The following is a 22,167-nucleotide window of genomic DNA, read 5'->3' as shown; positions in this document are numbered from 1 at the left end:
TTTCGGGTCAGGCCCCGGAAACCTCGGCCAACAGTTGTGCATTACCGCCCGAAGCCGTGGTGTCGATGCAGACATGGCGCTCCAGCGCCACATGCGCGGCATCGGGCAGGCCACCGATCAGCGGCAGGATCGGCCCCTTGCGGGCGGCCAGCGCCTCGGCACAGGCGCGCGCGCCCTCGCCCCAGCACAGCACGCCCGAGAATCCGTCAAGCCGGGTCAGGGCCTGCGGGTCAAGCCCCGCCGCCTCGACCGCGGCGCCGCCAAGACGACGCACCGCCTCGGCCTGCGCCAGCGCGGCGGCTGCACCGGGGCCCATGCACAGCAGCGGTGCACGACGATGCGCCGACAGCCGGTTGCTCTCGCCGGTCGGACCCGGCAGGTCATGCACCTGCATCACCTCATCCAGACCCTGCACGGCTTTCAGCGCGCGGCTCACCTCGGCCTCAGTCGCAGTTCCGGCGGCGCCGGGATCAACCTCAGGCGCGGGTTGTGCGGTGAAGCGCGCCAGATAGTCCGGGCCACCCGCCTTCGGCCCGGTGCCCGAAAGCCCCTCGCCCCCGAAGGGCTGGCTGCCAACCACGGCGCCGATCTGGTTGCGGTTGACGTAGATGTTGCCGACATGCAGCCGGTCGACCACGCGCTGCACCCGGTCGTCGATCCGGGTATGCAGGCCGAAGGTCAGGCCATAGCCCGTGGCATTCACCGCGCCGATCACCTTGTCCAGATCAGCGGCGCGGAATGTGGCGACATGCAGGATCGGGCCAAAGATCTCGCGCTCCATCTGTTCGATGCCGGAGACGCGGATCACCGCCGGGGCGATGAAGGTGCCGGCGTTCGGCACGGTCATTTCCTTCAGCACCCGCCCCCCGGCACGGGCCGTATCGACATAGGCCGCGATAGCGTCACGCGCCTCGGCGTCGATCACCGGGCCAACATCGGTCGCCAGATGCCAGGGATTGCCCGGACGCAGTTCATCCATCGCGCCGAACAGCATTTCCAGCAGGTTTTCGGCCACATCCTCCTGCACATAAAGGCAGCGCAACGCCGAACAGCGTTGCCCGGCCGACTGGAAGGAGGACGCGAGGATGTCGCGCACCGCCTGTTCCGGCAGGGCGGTGGAATCGACGACCATTGCATTCAGCCCGCCGGTCTCGGCAATCAGCGGCGCGGCGGGGTCCAGATTGGCGGCCATGGCGCGGCGGATGATCAGCGCGGTTTCGGTCGAGCCGGTGAAGGCCACGCCATTGACGCGCGGGTCCGAGGTCAGCATTGCCCCCACCCGACCGTCGCCCGGGAGCAGTTGCAGCGCGGTTTGCGGCACCCCCGCCTTGTGCAGCAGATCCACCGCCAGTGTGGCAATCAGCGGCGTCTGCTCCGCCGGTTTCGCCAGCACCGCATTCCCGGCCACCAGTGCGGCGGCGATCTGACCGGTGAAGATGGCCAGCGGGAAGTTCCACGGGCTGATGCAGGTGAAGACACCACGCGGCGCGGCCGTCAGCGCCTGCCCCTGATCGGCGTAATAGCGAAGGAAATCCACCGCCTCGCGCAATTCGGCCACGGCGTCGGGCAGGCTCTTGCCCGCCTCGCGCGCCAGAAGGGCGAAGATGGCGCCAAATTCGGCCTCATACAGATCGGCGGCGCGACGCAGCACCTCGGCCCGTTCGGACGCGGTGGCATCCCAGACCCGCGCGCCGGCCAGCGCCATTTCAGCATCCGGCTGCGCGGCGGGGATCAGATTGCCGACATGTTCGCCCGTCGCCGGGTTCACCACATCCAGCCGCTGCCCGCCCGCCACTGGCCCGGCGATGCGCGGACGGGCGTCGAAGATCGCGGTCAGATGCGGCGCACGCGCCGCCTCGATCGCCGCCAGATGCGCGGTATCGGTCAGATCCCAGCCTTTGGAGTTCTGCCGCGCGCCAAACAGACGCGGGCCGGTGGTGATGGCCGGATTGGCAACCGGATCAACCGTTTCCATGAAGCTCAGCGGACAAGCCGCCACGGTTTCGGGCGTCACGTCCTCGTTCACGATCTGGTTCACAAAGGACGAATTGGCGCCGTTTTCCAGCAGGCGCCGCACCAGATAGGCCAGCAGATCACGATGCGCGCCCACTGGTGCATAGATGCGGCAACGGGTGCCCCGGTCGGTCAGCACCAGATCGTGCAGCCGCTCGCCCATGCCATGCAGGCGCTGGAACTCGAAGGCACGCGGATCGGTCGCCATGTCGAGGATCGCCGCCACCGTATGCGCGTTATGGGTAGCGAATTGCGGATAGATCCGGTCTGTCATGCCCAGAAGCTTGCGGGCGTTGGAGATATAGCTGACATCGGTCGCCTGCTTGCGCGTGAACACCGGGAAGCTGTCAAGGCCCATGACCTGCGCGCGCTTCACCTCGGCATCCCAATAGGCGCCTTTCACCAGCCGCACCATGATGCGGCGGTCAAGCTTCGTCGCCAGCGCATAAAGCCAGTCGATCACCGCACCGGCGCGACGCCCGTAGGCCTGCACCACCACGCCGAACCCGTCCCAGCCGCGCAAGGCCGGATCTTTCAGAACTTCCTCGATCACTTGCAGCGAAAGGGCAAGCCGATCCGCCTCTTCCGCGTCGATGTTGAAGCCAAGGCCCGCCGATTTCGCCAGCCCCGCCAGCGCACGGACGCGCGGCACCAGTTCTTCCATCACCCGCTCGCGCTTGGCCACCTCGTAACGCGGATGCAGTGCCGACAGCTTGACCGAGATGCCGGGGTTGCTGCGGATATCGCCGGTCGTCGCGGCGGCGGCGATGGCAGTGATCGCCTTGGAATAAGACAGGTGGTAACGACGGGCATCGGCCTCGGTGCGCGCAGCCTCGCCCAGCATGTCATAGCTGTAGGTATAGCCCCTGGCCTCCAGTTCGCGCGCACGCTTCATCGCGCCTTCGATGGTTTCGCCCAGCACGAACTGGCGGCCCATTTCCTTCATCGCGCGGCCCACGGCAGTGCGGATCACCGGCTCGCCCAGCCGTTTCATAGCAGCGCGCAGATGGCCCACGACGCCCGGCTCTCGGTCATCCAGAACCTTGCCGGTCAGCATCAGCGCCCAGGTCGAGGCATTGACGAGGCTCGATGCCGAATGGCCCAGATGGCGGCCCCAGTCCGACGGCGCGATCTTGTCCTCGATCAGCGCATCCATCGTTTCGGCATCCGGCACGCGCAGCAGCGCCTCGGCCAGACACATCAGCGCGATGCCCTCGTCGGTGGACAGGCCATATTCGGCCAGAAACACCTCCATCAGCCCCGGCTTCACGCTGGCGCGGATGCGGCGCACCAGATCGGCCCCGGCGGCAGTGATGCGCGCACGATCCTCGGGCGACAGCCCAGCCTCGGCGATCAGGTTGCGCAGAAGCGCCGCCTCGTCGCGCAGGCTTTGGGTGTCGATGATGCTCCAGCTATCGGCCATGTCGCGCGGCATATGGGGAAACCTCGTGGAAATCCGCTGTCAGTTCCTGGAAGAATACAGTGGATTGCGCAGGCGATTTTCCCGATGATATGGCGACATGCAGGCGGATCGCCCGAAGATGAAAGGTCTTTCGATGTCAAACGCGCTGATGGAGCTGGATTCCTACGACAAGGCGATTCTGCGGGTTCTGGCGGCGGAAGGCCGGATCACCGCCACCGAGCTTGCCCGCCGCATCGGCCTGTCGAAAAGCCCGACGCAGACGCGGCTGAAACGACTGGAGGAAGGCGGCGTCATCGCGGGCTACCGCGCCATGCTGGACCCGATCGCCATGGGCCTTGCCCATGTCGCCTTTGTCGAAGTGCGGCTGTCGGATACACGCGAAATGGCACTGCAAGCCTTCAACAAGGCGGTGCGGCTGATCCCCGAGGTGGAGCAGTGCCACATGATCGCGTCGCGTTTCGATTATCTGCTGAAGGTGCGGACGGCGGATATTCAGGATTACCGCCGCGTTCTGGCGGAACGGATCAGCGCCCTGCCCCATGTCGCGGCGACCTCCACCTATGTCGCGATGGAGGCGGTAAAAGAACTGGTCTAAGGCGTGGCGCGCCCGGCGATGCGCCGCGCCACATGGATCAGCGGCCAGCGCAGGATCGAGGCGCCGCCGATCAGGCAACCAAGGCCCCAGTAGGCGCCGTTTTCCCAGGTGACCCACCCCAGCAGGGGAATGCCGCTGGCCGCCAGCATCAGCGCGGCAGGCCAGTGGAACCGGCGCGGCCCCATGGCCACGGCCGAGGCCAGCACCACCCAGATACAGGCAAGGGCCAGCGAAACGCTCATGCCGCGCGCTCCGCCAGGCGGGTCGGCAGCGCATTCGCCCAGGCCGAAATGGTGCCCGCACCGAGGCAGACCACCATGTCACCCGGCCGCGCCTGTTCGCGCACCAGCCGCGCCAGATCGGATTCGTCGATCAGCGCACGGGCGTGGCGGTGGCCATGGGCGATCAGGCCGGAGACCAGATCGTCGCGGCTGGCGCCGGGGATGGGCTCTTCCCCCGCAGCATAGACCTCGGCAATCGCCACCACATCGGCTTCGTTGAAACAGGTGCAGAAATCATCGAACAGCGAGGACAGGCGCGAGAAACGGTGCGGCTGATGCACGGCGATGACCCGGCCCTTCGTCGCCTGACGCGCGGCACGCAGCACGGCGGCAATCTCGACCGGGTGGTGGCCGTAATCGTCGATGATGGTCACGCCATTCACTTCGCCCACGCGGGTGAAGCGGCGGTTGACGCCCGCGAAATTGGCCAGCGCCTCGCGGATCTCATCCTTCTTCATCCCCAGATGGCGGGCCACGGCGACAGCGGAAAGCGCGTTCGAGACGTTGTGATCGCCCGGCATGGGCAGGGTGCAGCCTTCGATTTTCGAACCTTCGCCTTCATTCTGAAGCAGGATATCGAAGAAGGCTTTGCCGTTATCGAACTTCAGGTTCACCGCGCGCACATCCGCCTGCGCGTTGAAGCCAAAAGTCACCACCCGGCGGTCAGTGACACGGCCCACCAGCGCCTGCACCTCGGGGTGATCGGTACAGCAGACTGCCAGGCCATAGAAGGGGATGTTCGACACAAAGTCGAGGAAGCCCTTGCGCAGCGCATCGAAGCTGCCCCAGTGCTCCATATGCTCGGGGTCGATATTGGTGACGATGGCGATGGTCGCGGGCAGGCGGTTGAAGCTGCCGTCGCTTTCATCGGCCTCGACCACCATCCATTCCCCGGCGCCCGCGCGGGCGTTGGAGCCATAGGCATGGATCACGCCGCCATTGATGACGGTCGGGTCAAAGCCGCCCTTGTCCAGCAGTGTTGCCACCATGGTCGTGGTCGTGGTCTTGCCATGCGTGCCTGCCACGGCAATGTTCGACCGCATCCGCATCAGCTCGGCCAGCATCTCGGCCCGGCGAACCACCGGCAGCTTGCGGCGGCGGGCTTCTTCCAGCTCGGGATTGCCGGGCTTGATGGCGGAAGAGATCACCACCACCCCGACCTCATCGCCGATGTTCTCGGCCCGCTGACCTTCGAAGAAACGTGCGCCAAGGCCAACCAGCCGGTCGGTGATTTTCGAGGCCTTCGCATCCGATCCCTGCACGCGGTAGCCCAGCGTCATCAGCACCTCGGCAATACCCGACATGCCGATGCCGCCGATGCCGATAAAGTGGATGGGCCCCAGTTCAAGGGGCAGTTTGGTCGCGTTCATGGGTCACTCTTTCCGGGCAAGGCGCAGAACCAGGTCGACCAGCCGTTCGGTGGCGTCGGGTCGGCCCTGCGCAAGGGCATTGGCGGCCATACGCCCGGCCGCCTGCGGCTGCGTCAGCACGGCGGCCATTTGCGCGGTCAGGGTGGCGGGGTCAAGGGCGGATTCAGGGATAAGTATAGCTGCCTCGGCGGAAACCAGCCCCCGCGCATTGGCGGTCTGGTGGTCTGCGGTGGCCGCGGCAAAAGGGATCAGGATGGAGGGCCGCCCGATCACCGAGATATCGGCGATGGATGAAGCACCCGAGCGCGATACCACCAATTGCGCCTCGGACAGCCGGCGCGGAATGTCGGTGAAGAAGGGTTCGACCTCGGCCATGATCCCGGCCGCTTCATAGGTTGCGGCCACCCGCTCCATATCCTCGGCCCGGGCCTGATGGGCGACCCGCAGATTGCGCAGCACCGATTCCGGCAGGGCCGCAATGGCGGCGGGCACCACATCCGACAGGATGCGCGCGCCCTGGCTGCCGCCAATGGCCACAAGGCTCATCGGATAGTCCCCGGGCGGAATATAGGGAGCACCGGCGCGATCCAGCACCGACTGCCGCACCGGATTGCCCGTATGAATGCCCTCCACCCCGTCGGGCAGGGCTGTGGGCCAGGTGCCGCAGGCGACAAGGTTCACCCGCCGGGCAAAGACCTGATTGACGCGGCCCAGCACACCATTCTGTTCGTGGATCATCCGCGGCAACCGCAGCAGCGTGGCCGCCGCCAGCGCCGGTATCGACGGATAGCCACCGAAGCCCACTACGACCTCAGGCCGGTCGCGCAGCAGCGCCAGCACCGCCGCGCCGATCCCCCCCGCGATGCGGAAGGGCACCAGTGCCTTCGCCGCCAACCCGCCACGCGCGAAGGTGGCCGATGCTACCTGCTCCACCACCACCTCGGCCGGGAAGCCGCCAGCATAGCGGGCGCCGCGCGCATCGGTCGAAAGCTTCACCCGCCAGCCCCGCGCGATCATCGCCTCGGCCAGGGCCTGCGCGGGGAACATATGCCCCCCGGTGCCCCCGGCCGCGATCAGCAGAAGTGGCGCCTGCCCTGCCATATCAGCGCCCCCGACGGAACAGCAGATCGTGCAGCTCGTTCTGCGGGCGGGTCCGGGTCAGCGCCAGCAACATGCCGACTGTGATGCCCGCCGCGATGACGGATGATCCACCGTAGCTGACGAACGGCAGCGTCATGCCCTTGGCAGGCAGCAGACGCACCGCCACGCCCATGTTGATCATCGCCTGCACGCCGAAGATGCAGGCCAAACCGGCGCCGGCCAGCCGCACGAAGGGATCACGCTCTTTCATCAGGCGGAACATCGACCGCACGACGACCGTGCCATAAAGCGCAAGGATGCACAGCACCAGCAGCAGGCCATATTCCTCGGCCGCGACAGCGATGATGAAATCGGTATGGGCATCCGGCAGCGTCCATTTCACCTGACCGCCACCGACCCCCACGCCGAAGAAGCCGCCTTCCTGAATGGCGTTGGTCGCGTAGCCCAACTGCGAGCGCGGGTCGATGTCAGCGGCAAGAAAGCCGTCGATCCGGCGGGCGAAGTGCTCGGATGCGCCATAAGCGACCACCCCGCCGCCTGCGATGAGCGCGATGACGACCGAGATCAGCAGAAACGGCGCCCCGGCCACGAAATAGACCACACCCCAGCCGAACAGCACCAGCATGGATTGACCGAAGTCGGGCTGGGTCGCCAGAAAGCCCACGACCAGCAGGGTAATGGCGAAGGAAATGCTCTTGCCCGGCGGGCCGTTCAGTTCCTGACTGGCAGCCATCAGCCAGGCGGTGACGATGATGAACCCCGGCTTCAGAAACTCAGAGGGCTGGAACGAAGCGAAGCCCAGCGAGAACCAGCGCACGGCGCCTTTGCCAAAATCGGTGCCGAAGACCGGCAGCAGCGCCAGCGCCACGAAGGACAGCGCAAAACCGATGATCCCCAGCCGCCGTACCATCTCGGGCGGCAGCATCGAGGTGCCCAGCATGGCCACCAGCGCCAGCGCGCCAAAGAACGCCTGCCGCTGCACATAATGGAACGGGTCCAGCCCGTTACGCGTCGCCAGGGGGACAGAGGCAGCCAGCCCCAGCAGGATGCCGATGCCGAACAGGATCAGCACCGCCGCCAATGTCCATTTGTCGAGCGTTCGCCACCAACGGGGGAGAACCGGCTCGGTGACCCGTACGGGCATCGAACCATAGACCATCTCAGTCATGGGAACCGCCTGATTTGCCTGCTTGCCTAAAGCTGCCGGTTTGCCCGGCTTGAGGATCAGCCTAACGGGATTCCGCCCGCAAGGCCAGTGGAATTGCATGCAAGATGGGGCTGTCCCGGCATCACGCTGCCGTGCGCGGGACGCCGGAAAAGACGCACCCGCCTGGCCATTCCAGTGCTTGCAGGCGCCGCCCCCCTCGCCCATTCTGCGCGCCGAAATGACGGCGGGGTGCGGGATGATTCCGGTTCAGGGTTATGCGGGTCGCAAGGTGGCGGTTCTGGGGCTGGGGCGATCCGGCCTTGCCACCGCGCGCGCGCTGAAGGCAGGCGGGGCCGAGCCCGTGCTGTGGGACGACAGCCCAGAAGCGCGCGCCAAGGCCGAGGCCGAGGCCGAGGGCTTTGCATGCACCGATCTGATGAAACAGGGCGCCTTTGATGGCGTGGCCTGCCTGATCACGTCGCCCGGCATCCCGCATCTTTACCCGCAGCCGAACAAAGTGATCGCCCGCGCGCTCGACCTTGGCGTGCCGGTCGACAATGACATCGGCCTGTTCTTCCAAAGCCTCGGTGCAGCCGACTGGGCGAAGTTCGATACTGCCCCGCGCGTCGTCTGCGTTACCGGATCGAACGGCAAATCCACCACCACGGCGCTGATCCACCATATCCTGCAAGTCGCCGGCCGGCCGACGCAGATGGCGGGCAATATCGGCCGCGGCGTGCTGGACATCGACCCGCCGCAGGATGGCGAGGTCATCGTTCTGGAACTGTCCAGCTACCAGACTGATCTTGCCCGCGCCTTGACGCCCGATGTGGCGGTGTTCACCAACCTCTCGCCCGATCATCTGGACCGTCACAACGGCATGGGCGGCTATTTCGCCGCCAAACGCCGGTTGTTCGCGGAAGGCGGCCCGGATCGCTGCATCGTGGGCGTGGATGAGACCGAGGGGCGTTTCCTTGCCAACCAGATGGCGCAGGGACCAGAGGATGACCGGGTGATCCGCGTCTCCTCCGGCACGAAGCTCGAAGGCTTTGGCTGGTCGGTCTTTGCCCGCAAGGGTTTCCTTGCCGAATGGCGGCGCGGCAAGCAGATGGCCTCCATCGACTTGCGCGAGATTTCGGGGCTGCCCGGTGCCCATAACCACCAGAATGCCTGCGCCGCCTATGCCGCCTGCCGTGCGCTGGGGCTCGCACCCAAGCTGATTGAACAGGCGCTGCAATCCTTCGGCGGCCTGCCGCATCGCAGCCAGCTGGTCGGCGAAAGGAATGGCGTCCGCTTCGTGAATGACAGCAAAGCCACCAATGTCGACAGTGCCGCAAAAGCGCTTCAGGCTTTTCCGAAGATCCGCTGGATCGCCGGAGGCATGGGCAAGGATGGCGGCATCGCGGCGCTGGAGCCCTTCCTCGGATCGGTGATGAAAGCCTATCTGATCGGCCATTCGGCCCGCGACTTCGCGCTACAGATCGGCAACACCCCGCATGAGATCTGCGAGACGATGGCCCGCGCCGTCGCCCGCGCGGCAGAAGAGGCCGAGCCGGGCGATGTGGTGCTGCTTGCCCCCGCTGCCGCCAGCTTTGACCAGTATCCGAACTTCGAAAAACGCGGCGAGGATTTCACCGCTCAGGTCCAGGCGCTGCTGTCGTAAGGGGGGCTCTGCCCCCGCGCCCTTGGCGCTCCCCCGGGATATTTGGACCAAGATGAATGGCAAGGGCGTTCATCTTGGCAATAAATATCCCGGGGTGAACGGGCCGCAGGCCCGGAGGGGCAGCGCCCCTGACCTTGCTAGAGATCCGCCAGCGCCCCGGCATGGTCCTCCAGCGCGGCGGCACCTTTCGGGGTCAGCCCATAGATCCCGCGCGCGGCGCGTTCGAACCAGCCATAGTGATCGGCCCGCAGCATCTCGCCCGCGCGGGCAACGCCGGTGGCGGTGGCGAGCGCTTTCGGCGCGGCGGGGCCGGTCGCCAGCGCGCGGGCAAGGCGCAGGGCATCCTGCCGATAGGCGGTCATCCGCGCCCCGCCCGGCGTGCCGCCGGTATTGGGGTCGCCTACCCGTCGGTCGAATTCGCGCAACAACCGACCGGCGCGTTGCTTCTGTGGCCGGGGACGGTAGGGGCCGGGGTCGAGATGGGCCTGCACCTTGCCGATCTGCTCTACCGCCAGAAGACCAAGACCGAGGCGGCGGCAGAGGGCGAGGATGTCGCGGTAACGCGCGGGCCAGCCACGCGGACCGGGCGCGGGCACGGCGAGATAAACGGTGTCAAAAAGGCTCAGCCGTCGCACGCCTTGCAGCACCAGAGACATCGTGAAGCCGGTCTTCATCTCCACCACCACCGGCGCCTCCTCGCCCCGGCGGGCAAGGATATCGCAATGGCCAACTTCGGCCTTCACCTCATAGCCCTGCCCTTCCAGCCAGAGCTTCAGCGCCGGATACAGCTCGGCCTCGCGCTTGCGTGCCGCCACCGGATCAGCGCACCTTCAGCGTGGCCAGACCGATCAGCGCGAGGATCAGCGAGATGATCCAGAACCTGATCACGATCTGCGGCTCAGCCCAGCCCTTCTTTTCGAAATGGTGGTGAATCGGCGCCATCAGGAACACCCGTCGCCCGGTGCGTTTGAAGTAAAGCACCTGGATGATAACGCTCAGCGCCTCGACCACGAAGAGTCCGCCGACGATGGCCAGCACGATCTCGTGCTTGGTGCAGACAGCAATCGCGCCCAGGGCGCCACCCAGCGCGAGGCTGCCGGTATCGCCCATGAACACCGCCGCCGGCGGCGCATTGTACCACAGGAAACCCAACCCTCCGCCGATCAGCGCGGCGGCAAAGATCAGCAGCTCCCCGGTGCCCGGCACGAAGTGGACGCCCAGATATTCGGTAAAGTTGAAGTTGCCGACGACGTAGGAAATGACGCCGAGCGCACCACCCGCGATCATCACCGGCATGATGGCAAGGCCGTCCAGACCATCGGTCAGGTTCACCGCATTGGCGGCGCCGACAATCACGATCATGCCGAAGGGCACAAAGAACCAGCCAAGGTTCAGAAGCGCGTTCTTGAACAGCGGCAGCGCAAGCTGATTGGTCAGCGCCTCCGGGTGGAAGCGCGCGGCGGCATAAGCGGCCAGCGCGGCGATCAGCAGACCCAGCGCCATGCGCACGCGGCCCGAGACGCCCTTGGTGTTCTGCTTGGTAACCTTAGCATAATCGTCGGCAAAGCCGATCAGGCCAAAGCCCAGCGTCACCAGAAGCACGATCCAGACATAGGGGTTGTCAAGCCGCGCCCAGAGCAGGGTCGAAACCATCAGCGCCGACAGGATCAGCAAGCCCCCCATCGTCGGCGTGCCCGCCTTGGAGAAATGCGAGGCCGGGCCATCATCCCGGATCGGCTGGCCCTTGCCCTGCTTGCGTCGCAACAGGTTGATCAGCGGACGGCCGAACAGGAAGCCGAAGATCAGCGCCGTGGCAAAGGCCGCGCCCGCGCGGAAGGTGATGTAGCGGAACAGGTTGAACAGGTCGCCCCCGTCCGAAAACTCGGTGAGAAGATACAGCATTACTCTGTTCCCTTGTCGTCTTGGGGGCGCGGCTGCCCCAGTTTGCGCAGCGCCTCGACCAGCAGGCTGACCTTGATGCCTTTGGAGCCTTTCACCAGCACGATGTCACCGGCATCAACCAGCGCGCGCAGGCGCGGCAGCAGTTCGGCTGCCGTTTCAACGCATTCGCCGCGCAATGCCTGCGGCAGCACCGCATGCAGCGCCTTCATGCGCGGGCCGACGCAATGAACGGTGGTAAGGCTCGCCAGAGCCGGGTGGCTGGCGATTTCGGCATGCAGGGCCAGCTCGGTCGGGCCAAGTTCCAGCATGTCGCCCAGAATGGCGACGCGGCGGCCCTGACGGATGCGGCCCACATTATCCTCGGGGCGCAGGATCGACAGCACATCAAGGCTGGCGGCCATCGAGGCCGGGTTGGCGTTGAAGGCGTCATCGATCAGGTCGAACCCTTCATCGGCGACCGGATCGGTGGTGATACGCTCGCGCTGGCCCCGGCCTGCCGGGGGCAACCAGCGGCCAAGGCCCTGCGCCGACAATGCGGGATCGGCGCCCAGCGCCTCGGCGGCAGCCAGAACGGCCAGCGCATTGACGGCAAAATGGCGCCCCGGCGATTGCACGCGGAACAGGCGCGGACCGGCGGGGGTGATGGCCTGCACGGCGCTGGCCTCCGCGCCCCAGTCGGCACGGTCAATCCGCCAGTCGGCAGCCGTTTCCGCGAAGGTGATGGCACGGGCGCCGGTTTCGGCAGCCCTGGACATGAGAATGTCCGACACGCTCAGGCCCGCAGGCAGGATCGCGATACCTCCGGGGCGCAACCCGTCAAGGATCGCGGCCTTTTCCTGCGCGATCCCGTCCAGCCCGTCGAAGGCAAACAGATGGGCCGGCGCGACGGTGGTGATCACGGCCACGTCCAGATCGGCCATCCGTGCCAGAGGCGCGATTTCGCCGGGGTGGTTCATCCCGATCTCGATAATGGCAAAATCTGTGTCTGCGGGCATCCGCGCCAGTGTCAGCGGCACGCCCCAGTGATTGTTGTAGCTGGCTTCGGCGGCATGCACGCGCCCCTGCCCGGTCAGCGTGGCCCGCAGCATTTCCTTGGTGGAGGTCTTGCCGACCGAGCCGGTGATGCCCACAACCTTCGCCGCCGTCCGCGCGCGGGCGGCACGGCCCAGCGCCTCCAGCCCCTTCAGCACATCGGGGACCAGCAGCAGCGGCGCATCCGGCGCCACCCCGTCAGGGATGCGGCTGACCAGCGCGGCAGCCGCCCCCTGCGCCAAAGCCTGCGCCACGAAATCATGGCCGTCGCGCACGTCCTTCAGCGCCACGAACAGATCACCCGGCTGAAGGCTGCGGGTGTCGATGGAAACACCATTCGCCGCCCAGTCGCAGGGCGAGCTGCCCCCGGTGGCGGCAATGGCGTCAGCAGAGGTCCAGAGCGCGGCCATCAGATCATCCCGTCCAGCGCGGCGACGGCGATCGACGCCTGTTCGACATCATCGAAAGGATAGACGTCACCCTTGATGACCTGGCCTGTCTCGTGCCCCTTCCCCGCGATCAGCAGGGCGTCACCCGGTTGAAGCGCATCGACGCCGCGCAGGATGGCTTCGGCGCGGTCACCGACCTCGTTCGCCTCCGGGCAGGCTTGCAGAATTGCTGCACGAATATCCGCCGGCTCCTCGCTTCTGGGGTTGTCGTCTGTCACAAAAAGAACATCTGCCGCCTCGCGCGCCGCAGCACCCATCAGCGGGCGCTTGCCCCGGTCGCGGTCGCCGCCGGCACCGAAAACAACGATCAGCCGTCCCATGACATGCGGACGCAATGCCTTCAGCGCAGTCGCCAGCGCATCGGGCGTATGGGCGTAGTCGACGAAAACCGAAGCGCCATTGGCCCGCGTGGCCGCAAGCTGCATCCGCCCGCGCACGCCGGTCAGGTGCGGCAGCACGCGGAACACATCGCCCGGCGCCTCACCCGCACCGATCACCAGACCGGCGGCCAGCGCCACATTCTCGGCCTGGAAACCGCCGATGAGGTTCAGGCGGATCTGATGCGGCTGACCCTGCCAGAGATAGCGCACATCCTGCCCGGTCGCATCGAACCGCTGCCCGGCGATGCACAGATCGCATCCGGCATCATGCCCCACAGTCAGGAGCCGCTGGCCCTTGGCCTCCGCAATGGCCGCCATATCGGCGCCGCGGGCGTCATTCATGTTGATCACCGCCGTCGCATCGGGCGGCAGCACCCGGTCGAACAACCCGGCCTTGGCGGCGAAATAGGCGTCGAACGTGCCGTGATAATCCAGATGGTCCTGCGTGAAATTGGTAAAGCCCCCGGCCTTCAGCCGCACGCCATCCATGCGGAACTGGTCAAGCCCGTGGCTCGATGCTTCCATCGCGGCATGGGTCACACCTGCTTCCGCCGCCGCAGCCAGCATGGAATGCAGCGTAATCGGGTCCGGCGTGGTATGGGCAGAGGGCGCGGCCCAGGCGCCTTCAACCCCGGTGGTGCCGATGTTGATGGCGGCATGGCCCAGGGCCATCCAGATCTGCCGGGTGAAGGTCGCGACCGAGGTTTTGCCGTTGGTGCCGGTCACCGCCACCATGGTTTCCGGCTGCGCGCAGAACCACAGCGCCGCCGCCAGTGCCAGCGCCTGACGCGGATCGGCCACCACCACCAGCGCCACTTTCGCCCCGGCCAGCGCAGGCGCCGCGATCCGCGCGCCCTCGGCATCGGTCAGCACAGCCGCCGCCCCCATGCGCAACGCGTATTCCACAAACTCCGCCCCGTGCATCCGGCTGCCCGGCAGGGCCGCGAACAGAAAGCCGGGCTTCACCGCCCGGCTGTCCACCGCAAGCCCGGTCACCCGCGCCTCCTGCCCGCCCTTGGCGGTCAAGCCCAGTTCCGCCAGTGTCGCCCTGCGCTCTGTCATGGGACAGCCCTCGTCTCAGTTATGGACGACGGCTGTTAGCGCATTCGCCGGGGGGAGTTCAATCTTCGGCCTGATGCCCAGAAGCGGTGCGACGCGACGCACCACCTCGGCTGCCACCGGCACGGCGGTATAACCGGCGGTGCGGCGTGGCTCGGAGCCGGAGGTATCCACCGGCTCGTCCAGCGTCACGATCAGCACATAGCGCGGATTGTCCGCCGGGAACATGCTGGCAAAGGTGTTGATCACCTTGTCCTTGTAATAGCCGCCGGTGGGCTTCGGCTTGTCGGCCGTGCCGGTCTTGCCGGCAATTGCATAGCCCTCCAGCTTGGCATAAGAGGCGGTGCCGTGTTCGACCACGCCTGCCAGCATGTCGACCGCCTGCCGCGCCACCCGTTCCGACATCACGCGCGTGCCTTCCGGCACGGTCTTGCGCCGCAGCAGCGTCGGCGGCACCGCGACTCCACCATTGGCAATGGCGGAATAGGCGGCGGCAAGATGCATCGGGCTGGCGGACAGGCCATGCCCGTAGGAGACCGTGATCGTCACGATATCGGACCAGTTCTTCTGCACCAGCGGACGCGAGCTTTTCGCCTCGACCATCTCGATCGGGGTCGGCTCGAAGAAGCCCAGCGTCTTGAGGAACGCCTGCTGTTTCAGCCCCCCCACCATCAGCGCCACATGCGCCGTGCCGACGTTCGACGATTTGGCGATGACATCGGCCACCGAGAGATAAGGCCCATAGTTGTGGTTACGGAATTCCTTGATACGGAACTTGCCCCACACCATCGGCGCATTGGCGTCGACCAGCGTGTCGGGCTTCACCAGACCCAGCTCAAGCGCCTGAGCCACCGCGAAAATCTTGAAGGTAGAGCCAAGCTCGTAGACGCCCTGCACCGCCCGGTTGAACAGGGGGCTGTCGCCCGGATCGCCCTTCACCAGCGGATTCGGGCGGTCGTTCGGGTCGAAATCGGGCAGCGAGACGAGGCTGAGGATTTCGCCCGTGCGCACATCCATCAGCACGGCGGCAGCACCCTTGGCGTTCATCATCTTCATGCCGGTGTCCAGAACCTCGGTCACCGCCGATTGCAGCGTGAGATCCAGCGACAGTTGCAACGGCTCTGCCGTCTGCGCCGGATCGCGCAGCCGGTCGTCGAGGAATTTCTCCAGCCCCGCCGTCCCGATCACCTCGGCGCTGTTCACCCCCTCGGTGCCGAAGGACGCGCCGCCCAGCACATGCGCGGCCAACCGCCCGTTGGGATAAAGCCGCATCTCGCGCGGGCCGAACAGCAGGCCCGGATCGCCGATCTCGTGCACTTTCTGCATCTGTTCGGGGCTGAGCTTTTTCTTGATCCACAGGAAGCTGCGACCATCGGTCAGGCGGCGGTGCAGGTCTTCTTCCTTCAGATCGGGGAAGATGACCGCCAGTTCGCGCGCCACGCGTTCCGGGTCCACCATGTCCTTGGGCTGAGCATAAAGCGCATGCGTTACCAGATTGGTCGCCATCACCCGGCCATTGCGGTCGGTAATATCCGCCCGCTGCGCCAGAATCGCGGCGCCGGGTGCGGCTGAACGTGGCTCCATCGGTTCGGACGCCGCCAGCAGGCCCATGCGGGCGCCGACCACCGTGAACGCCATGAAGAACGACAGGCCCAGAATCAGCAAACGCCCCTCGGAGCGCTTGCGCGATTTCTCACGCATGACCTCGTGCCGGGCGCGCAGGTTCTCGCGTTCGATACTGTCGGGGTTTTCCCCGGCGGCACGGGCGGAAAGGATGCGGGCCAGAGGGCGCAGCGGCGTGCGGGTCATGGGTTCTGCTCCTGTTCGCCGGAGATATCGACGGGCGCATTCACATCGGGCAGCGACACAACGGGCGCCGGATAGGCCACTTCACTGGCAAGGCCGAATTGCTCCGGCTCCATCGGCAGAAGGCGCAGCCGGTCGAAGTTGATGGTCGACAATTCGCGCAGCCGGTCGGGGCGGTTCAGATAGGCCCATTCGGCACGCTGGATTGACAGCGCTTCGCGCAGGTCCGCGATTTCCGAGTTCAGCCGCGATACATCCTTCAGTGCCTGTTGCGTTGCGTAGTTTTCCTTGTAGGCCCAGAAACCCAGCCCGATGACAGCCGCGAAGGTCAGCAGATAGACAAGGGCACGCATCAGCGGCGTCCTCCTTTGCGGGGCAGCAGCGGCACATCCATCGCCGCGGGGTCAAGCCGGTGCGCGGCCGCCGCGGTCCGGCGACCGACCCGCAGCCGGGCTGAGCGCGCGCGCGGATTTTCCGCCAGTTCCACATCATCCGGCCCCACCGCCTTGCGGGTCACCATGGCGAAGCTGGGTGTCAGGGTCTGCGCAGCAGGGGCATAGCGGTTGCCCTGCGATTCCGTGCTGCGGCTCTGGAAGAACCGTTTCACGATCCGGTCCTCAAGGCTGTGGAAGGTGACCACGGCCAGCAGCCCGCCGGGGCGCAGCGCGCGTTCCGCCGCCGCCAGCCCCTCGGCCAGCGAGTCGAACTCAGCATTCACCGCGATGCGGATGGCCTGAAAGCTGCGCGTCGCGGGATGGCTTTGTCCCGGTTTCGGGCGCGGCAGGCAGCGCGCGACGATTTCGGCCAGTTGCAGGGTGCGGGTGATCGGTTCGACCTTGCGCGCCTCGCTGATGGCGCGCGCGATGCGACGCGAGGCGCGTTCCTCGCCGTAATGATAAAGGATGTCGGCCAGCACTGCCTCATCCGCCTCGTTCACCAGATCGGCGGCAGAGAGGCCATCCTGGCTCATCCGCATGTCCAGCGGGCCATCCTTCTGGAAGGAAAAGCCGCGCTCGGCCTGATCAAGCTGCATGGAAGACACACCCAGATCCAGCACGATGCCGTCCAGATCCTGTGCATATTCATCCAGTTGCGAGAAATTTCCGGCCACGAGGCTCAGCCGGTCACCATAGTCACCGGCCCAGGCAGCGGCCATTTGCAGCGCCAGCGGGTCACGGTCGACCCCCGTCACATGATCGGCCCCGGCGGCCAGCAGACCGCGCGTGTAGCCCCCTGCCCCGAACGTGCCATCCAGCCAGCGGCCCGAAACCGGGGCGCAGGCATCCAGCAGCGGCCGCAGAAGCACCGGGATATGCGGTGCGCGCGTCTCCACCGGCTATTCCTCCGGCTCGTCGGACAGCAGCGCTAGCATGTCGGCGCCCTCAGGGATCAGATCGTCCAGATCGTCGTCTTCCTCGGCCGCGGCATTCAGCGCATCGTAGGAATCGCGGCGCCAGATCTGGAAGGTATCCAGCGTGCCCGCAAAGGTCGCCTCCGCGCCATCCTTCAGCATATCGGCATCCAGACCGATCTTGTCGCGCGCCTTGGGCGGCAGCACGATCCGGCCATCGTCGTCGATTTCAACCTGCTGCGAGAGGGTGATGAAGTTACGCTCCAGCGCGCGGCGGGGCTTGGAGCCGATCTGCATGCGCCGGATGCGGGCTTCAAGCCGCGCCATCTGCGCCATCGTGTAACCTTCGATGAATTCCGCGCCGGGGCGGCCATAGACCAGAACGAATTTCGGGCGGCTGCCATCGAAGGAAGGATCACCTGCTTCGAGGACACGCCGGAACGATGCAGGGATCGAGACCCGCGCCTTTCCGTCAACCTTCTGGTTGAACTCGCCTCTGAAGCTTTCCGACACGGTCTGCTGTCCCTGCCCGGTCCTGTTATTTTCGTTGCGCCGGAATCCCCTCTCCGGCATGATTCAAAGTCGAGACCCAGAAACGAAAGCGGCGGATCGGGCGGCTGCCACTGCCCGATCCGCCGTCTGTCCCATCGCTGGGTCGGCCCGGCTGCACGCGCCACCTGGGGGAGATGTCTGCTCGCCCGCGCGCCGGTCGTATGGTCGAATGACGGAGGTGCCTGTATGAAACCTGCTTTTCGCCTTTGGGGTCTTGCTGCCCCGTGCTTTTTCATTTCCGCCGTCATTCGATAGCCAAGGGATGCCATGGGACTACATGGTAATCAATGGGATTTTTCGGGATGCAGCCGGAAGATGTTGAGACGGCGCGCCTTGCCGCACAGTATCTGGTAGGAAAGAGCGCGGATTTTCGGCTAATTGTGGCGAAACCTGCAACAAGCGCCCACTAGATATAGCGGCGTGTTTTTTTCGCCACGCACAGGGATCTTCCGCCTCATGGGATCGCATGGCACCGCCACAAATGACCCGAAAGGCACATTTCATCCCCGGAATCGCCCCATTCACCCCCGACTCGGGGATGAATCACGCCTCAGTGATTCGTGAGCATGCGCGATTCCGCGTGAGTCCCGGTTCGATCCCATGGGATTCCATGATTTCAGGAGGACCATTCCCATGATTTCCCGGCAGCCCCATGCTTTCCCGCCCGTGCCCTGCCATGCTGGCCCGGAAAATCCCGCTCAGCCCGCGAAAACGAAAACGCCCGCCAAAAGGCGGGCGTTCGGGATCACATGGGAAAGCGCTCAGGCCATGCCGCCGTCGATCAGGCGGCGGGCAAGCCGGGCATAGGCCTCGGCCATCGACCCCTGCCCGGCGGCGATCGGCCTGCCCGCATCTCCCGCCAGCCGCGTGTCCAGATCAAGCGGCAATTCGCCAAGGAAGGGCACGCCGAGTTTTGCCGCCTCGGTCGCCACGCCGCCATGACCGAACAGATGCGCCTCATGCCCGCAATTGGGGCAGACATAGGTGGACATGTTCTCGATCAGACCCAGCACCGACACTTTCAGCTTGCCGAACATGTCAAGCGCCTTGCGCGCATCCAGCATCGCCACATCCTGCGGGGTAGAGACCACGACCGCTCCGGTCAGCGCGAAACGCTGGCTCAGCGTCAGCTGGATATCCCCCGTTCCAGGCGGCAGGTCGATCAGCAGGATATCCAGATCGCCCCAGGCGACCTGCTCGATCAACTGTTGCAGCGCCCCCATCAGCATCGGGCCACGCCAAATCACCGCCTCGTCCTCTTTCAGCATGAAGCCGATGGACATGACGGTGACACCATGCGCCTGAAGCGGGATGATGGTTTTGCCGTCAGGGCTGGCGGGGCGCTTGTTCACCCCCATCATGCGCGGCTGGCTGGGGCCATATATATCGGCATCCAGCAGACCAACCCGTCGGCCCTGCCGGGCCAGCGCCACCGCGAGGTTCGACGAGACGGTGGATTTCCCGACGCCCCCTTTGCCCGATCCGATGGCCACGATCCGGTCAATCCCGCTGACCCGCTTCGGCCCGCCCTGATGCGGCGCGGCATGGCCACCGATCTTGAGCCCCTGCGGCGGGGCCGCCTTGGCTGCGGGGCCATGGGCCGTCATCACGACCTGAACATTGCGCAGACCCGGCAGCGCCCGCAGCGCCGCTTCGGCAGCGGCCTGCACCGGCGCCAGCGCCTGCGCCTCGGCCGGGCTGGGCGCCTCGATCACGAAGGCCACGCTGTCGCCATCGACCCGCAGCGCCCGAATCAAATCCCGGCTCAGCAGATCGCCGCCACCGGGCAGCGCAACCCGCGCCAGAACGGCCTGAACCTCTTCGCGTGTAACCGCCATGCGGACCTCCTGTCTTGCGCGCAGAGCCTTGTTCACGTTACGTCAAAGTGCAAGACCCGTTTACCATTTGCTCAAAAAACTGGCGATGCGCTTGGAAATGATCAAGATTTTCCTCGCGTCAGCCATGCGGAAGCCGCATAGCTGCAATGCGGCGAAGCGGGATTGTGCAGTTGCAGCATTTGCCCCATCTTGGCTTCAACAGCGCAGAAGACGGATCGACAGACCCGAAGATGTGAGCGCTAAACCGAGACTTGAGGCTGACTGAAATGGCTTATGTAAACACCACCCGCGTCGCACATATCAGCGTTGCCGACCGCATCATGGGTCTGGTGGACGGGTTCCGCAAGATGCAGGCGCGGCGGGCGATCTATCGCCAGACCCTGCGCGAGCTGAACGCCCTGTCGGGCCGTGAACTGGCCGATCTGGGCATCCATCGCTCGATGATCACCCGTCTGGCGCAGGAAGCTGCCTACGGCAAATAAGTTTCTTTGCCGGGTTCCACCTCCTCCCGGAACCTGATGCAAAAGCGGCGACATCGCTCCTCCTCCCTAGATGTCGCCGCATCTCTCTACCGGAAGCCACGGCTTCCAGAGTTTGCGCGGCCCCTCCTCCTCCCTGGGCCAGTCGCAAGAGCGGCGATCCCCTCTCCTCCCTGGGATTGCCGCAAGCCATACGGGCCTTACATGCCCGGAACGGTTCCCTGGCCCCTCCTCCTCCCTTGGCCGTGGGATCGGCGACAGCCCCCTCCTCCTCCCTGGGGTTGTCGCAACTCTTTCGGGCCGAAAGGCCCAACAGGTTCCTGGCCCCTCCTCCTCCCTGGGCCATGGAAAATGCGGCGCCCCCTCCTCCTCCCTGGGGTGTCGCAACCATAGCAGCCGCCCCTCCTCCTCCCTGGGCGGATGTTGAAAACGGACGGCGACACCCCTCCTCCTCCCTGGGTGTCGCCGTTTCCGTTTTCGGGCCCCACCTCCCTGCGCCCTCTTGCATCGCCCCGCGCCCGCGCTCATGGTCCGGCGGATTGCAGCCAGAGGATGCGCCCTTGCCGATTTCCGTCTTTTCCGCCGCCCTTGTCGCCGCGCTGGTTGGCTATGGCTCTACCATCGCGCTGGTTCTGGCGGCCGCGGCGGCACTTGGTGCTACGCCCGCACAAACCGCAAGCTGGGTGCTGGCCATCTGCATTGGCAAGGCTGTCGGCTCCGCCTGGCTGAGCTGGTCGAATCGCATCCCCGTCGTGCTGGCCTGGTCCACCCCCGGCGCCGCGCTGATCGCCGCGACCGAGGGCATCGGCATGGCGCAGGCAGCGGGGGCCTTCGTGCTGGCCGGGCTTCTGGTGCTGGCAACCGGGTTGATCCAGCCGCTTGGCCGGCTGGCGCAGCGCATCCCCGACGGCATTGCCGGCGGGATGCTGGCGGGCGTGCTGCTGCCCTTTTGCATGAAGCTGCCGGCGGCGGCGCAGGCGGTGCCTGTGCTGGTCTTGCCGGTGATCGCCGTCTTCGCGCTGGTGCGGCTGCGCAATCCGGCGCTTGCGGTGCTGGTGGCGCTGATTCTGGGCATCGGTGCGGCCTTCATCAGCGGCATCGCTAGCCTGCCCGCGCTGAGCCTGCCCCTGCCGAGCCTGACCTTCATCGCCCCCGCCTTCGATCCCGGCACCTTGATCGGGCTTGGCCTGCCGCTCTACCTGGTCACGATGGCCTCGCAGAACCTGCCTGGCTTTGCCACGCTGCGTGCCGCCGGATACGAGCCGCCGGTGCGCGCGGGGCTGGTGACAACGGGCGGGATCTCCGCCGTGATCGGGCTGTTTGGCGCGCATACGATTTCCATGGCCGCAATCACCGCCGCAATCTGTCTGGGCGACGACGTGCATCCTGACCGCAATCGCCGCTGGATTGTCGGGCTGGTCTATGCCGGGTTCTGGGTGCTGCTGGGACTGCTGACCCAGCCGATTCTGTCGCTGCTGTCGGCACTGCCGACCGAGCTGATCACCGCCATCGTGGCGCTGGCGTTGCTGGGGCCGCTCATGGGCGCGGCGACGCATGCCTTCACACCGCCCGAAACCCGCTTCGCCGCCGCGATCACGCTGGCGGTCACCGCTTCGGGTGCGGCGGTGCTGGGGATCGGCGCTGCCTTCTGGGGGCTGATGGCAGGGCTGGCCTTTCATGCGCTGGAGCGGCTGAAACCGCGCTAGGGGGCGCTCGTGCCCCCTTG

General features: G+C 66.1%; 18 protein-coding genes. 4 read left to right on the top strand and 14 right to left on the bottom strand.

All coding sequences use genetic code 11. The features are described 5' to 3' along the window. Positions 1–7: 7 nt before the first annotated feature. Positions 8–3,448 carry a bifunctional proline dehydrogenase/L-glutamate gamma-semialdehyde dehydrogenase PutA gene (gene putA, locus C8N34_RS13740; protein ID WP_242013806.1) on the bottom strand — a complete coding sequence of 1,147 codons (3,441 nt, stop codon included), beginning with the start codon at positions 3,446–3,448 and terminating at the stop codon, positions 8–10. A 106-nt stretch (positions 3,449–3,554) separates the two neighbouring features. On the opposite strand from putA, the gene C8N34_RS13735 reads away from it, so the two are divergent. Continuing rightward, positions 3,555–4,031: an Lrp/AsnC family transcriptional regulator gene (locus tag C8N34_RS13735; protein ID WP_422387665.1), complete on the top strand. Its 477-nt coding sequence runs from the start codon at positions 3,555–3,557 to the stop codon at positions 4,029–4,031. On the opposite strand, the gene C8N34_RS13730 is transcribed toward C8N34_RS13735, so the two are convergent. From C8N34_RS13730 to C8N34_RS13715, 4 genes are read right to left on the bottom strand one after another with little or no spacing between them, the layout of a single operon-like run. Beyond that, a complete protein-coding gene (locus C8N34_RS13730; protein WP_108129292.1) occupies positions 4,028–4,273 on the bottom strand; it encodes a DUF2484 family protein in 246 nt (81 codons plus the stop codon). The genes C8N34_RS13735 and C8N34_RS13730 overlap by 4 nt on opposite strands. After that, on the bottom strand, positions 4,270–5,682 hold the full coding sequence (gene murC / locus C8N34_RS13725; protein WP_054302221.1) for a UDP-N-acetylmuramate--L-alanine ligase: 1,413 nt from the start codon (positions 5,680–5,682) through the stop codon (positions 4,270–4,272). The genes C8N34_RS13730 and murC overlap by 4 nt, the downstream gene beginning before the upstream one ends. Positions 5,683–5,685: 3 nt before the next feature. Then, positions 5,686–6,783 (bottom strand): UDP-N-acetylglucosamine--N-acetylmuramyl-(pentapeptide) pyrophosphoryl-undecaprenol N-acetylglucosamine transferase, encoded by a 1,098-nt coding sequence (locus C8N34_RS13720; RefSeq protein ID WP_108129291.1) that lies wholly within the window; start codon positions 6,781–6,783, stop codon positions 5,686–5,688. Between the two features lies 1 nt (position 6,784). After that, complete coding sequence (locus tag C8N34_RS13715) at positions 6,785–7,951, bottom strand: peptidoglycan glycosyltransferase FtsW (protein ID WP_054302222.1); 1,167 nt, start codon at positions 7,949–7,951, stop codon at positions 6,785–6,787. A 235-nt stretch (positions 7,952–8,186) separates the two neighbouring features. On the opposite strand from C8N34_RS13715, the gene murD reads away from it, so the two are divergent. Continuing rightward, the gene (gene murD, locus C8N34_RS13710; RefSeq protein ID WP_108129409.1) at positions 8,187–9,593 is read left to right on the top strand and encodes a UDP-N-acetylmuramoyl-L-alanine--D-glutamate ligase; all 1,407 of its coding nucleotides are present in this window, start codon (positions 8,187–8,189) and stop codon (positions 9,591–9,593) included. A gap of 137 nt (positions 9,594–9,730) precedes the next feature. On the opposite strand, the gene C8N34_RS13705 is transcribed toward murD, so the two are convergent. The 9 genes from C8N34_RS13705 to C8N34_RS13665 all read right to left on the bottom strand — a co-directional run bounded on the left by C8N34_RS13705 (position 9,731) and on the right by C8N34_RS13665 (position 19,962). Then, a complete protein-coding gene (locus C8N34_RS13705; RefSeq protein ID WP_108129290.1) occupies positions 9,731–10,408 on the bottom strand; it encodes a DUF2161 family putative PD-(D/E)XK-type phosphodiesterase in 678 nt (225 codons plus the stop codon). A 4-nt stretch (positions 10,409–10,412) separates the two neighbouring features. Further along, a complete protein-coding gene (mraY, locus tag C8N34_RS13700; protein WP_054302225.1) occupies positions 10,413–11,495 on the bottom strand; it encodes a phospho-N-acetylmuramoyl-pentapeptide-transferase in 1,083 nt (360 codons plus the stop codon). Beyond that, the gene (locus tag C8N34_RS13695) at positions 11,495–12,937 is read right to left on the bottom strand and encodes a UDP-N-acetylmuramoyl-tripeptide--D-alanyl-D-alanine ligase (protein ID WP_108129289.1); all 1,443 of its coding nucleotides are present in this window, start codon (positions 12,935–12,937) and stop codon (positions 11,495–11,497) included. The genes mraY and C8N34_RS13695 overlap by 1 nt, the downstream gene beginning before the upstream one ends. Next, on the bottom strand, positions 12,937–14,418 hold the full coding sequence (locus C8N34_RS13690; protein WP_108129288.1) for a UDP-N-acetylmuramoyl-L-alanyl-D-glutamate--2,6-diaminopimelate ligase: 1,482 nt from the start codon (positions 14,416–14,418) through the stop codon (positions 12,937–12,939). The genes C8N34_RS13695 and C8N34_RS13690 overlap by 1 nt, the downstream gene beginning before the upstream one ends. Before the next feature lie 15 nt (positions 14,419–14,433). After that, positions 14,434–16,224 (bottom strand): peptidoglycan D,D-transpeptidase FtsI family protein, encoded by a 1,791-nt coding sequence (locus C8N34_RS13685; protein ID WP_054302228.1) that lies wholly within the window; start codon positions 16,222–16,224, stop codon positions 14,434–14,436. Next, complete coding sequence (ftsL, locus tag C8N34_RS13680; RefSeq protein ID WP_108129287.1) at positions 16,221–16,574, bottom strand: cell division protein FtsL; 354 nt, start codon at positions 16,572–16,574, stop codon at positions 16,221–16,223. Before ftsL ends, C8N34_RS13685 begins: the two co-directional genes overlap by 4 nt. Continuing rightward, entirely contained in the window at positions 16,574–17,554 is a 981-nt protein-coding gene (rsmH, locus tag C8N34_RS13675) for a 16S rRNA (cytosine(1402)-N(4))-methyltransferase RsmH (protein ID WP_108129286.1), read from the bottom strand. Before rsmH ends, ftsL begins: the two co-directional genes overlap by 1 nt. A gap of 3 nt (positions 17,555–17,557) precedes the next feature. Then, complete coding sequence (gene mraZ / locus C8N34_RS13670; RefSeq protein WP_054302231.1) at positions 17,558–18,085, bottom strand: division/cell wall cluster transcriptional repressor MraZ; 528 nt, start codon at positions 18,083–18,085, stop codon at positions 17,558–17,560. A gap of 800 nt (positions 18,086–18,885) precedes the next feature. Then, positions 18,886–19,962, bottom strand: coding sequence for an Mrp/NBP35 family ATP-binding protein (locus tag C8N34_RS13665; protein ID WP_108129285.1), 1,077 nt, complete (start codon positions 19,960–19,962; stop codon positions 18,886–18,888). Positions 19,963–20,228: 266 nt separating this feature from the next. On the opposite strand from C8N34_RS13665, the gene C8N34_RS13660 reads away from it, so the two are divergent. Next, positions 20,229–20,444 carry a YjiS-like domain-containing protein gene (locus C8N34_RS13660; RefSeq protein WP_054302233.1) on the top strand — a complete coding sequence of 72 codons (216 nt, stop codon included), beginning with the start codon at positions 20,229–20,231 and terminating at the stop codon, positions 20,442–20,444. Between the two features lie 557 nt (positions 20,445–21,001). Continuing rightward, a complete protein-coding gene (locus C8N34_RS13655) occupies positions 21,002–22,147 on the top strand; it encodes a benzoate/H(+) symporter BenE family transporter (protein ID WP_108129284.1) in 1,146 nt (381 codons plus the stop codon). The last annotated feature ends 20 nt before the right edge of the window (positions 22,148–22,167 follow it).

Origin of the sequence: Gemmobacter caeni (assembly GCF_003054195.1) — a bacterium.
GTDB classification, from domain to species: domain Bacteria; phylum Pseudomonadota; class Alphaproteobacteria; order Rhodobacterales; family Rhodobacteraceae; genus Gemmobacter; species Gemmobacter caeni.
The sequence above is the reverse complement of the archived record's forward strand: the minus strand, read 5'-3'. Positions and strand labels throughout refer to the sequence as shown.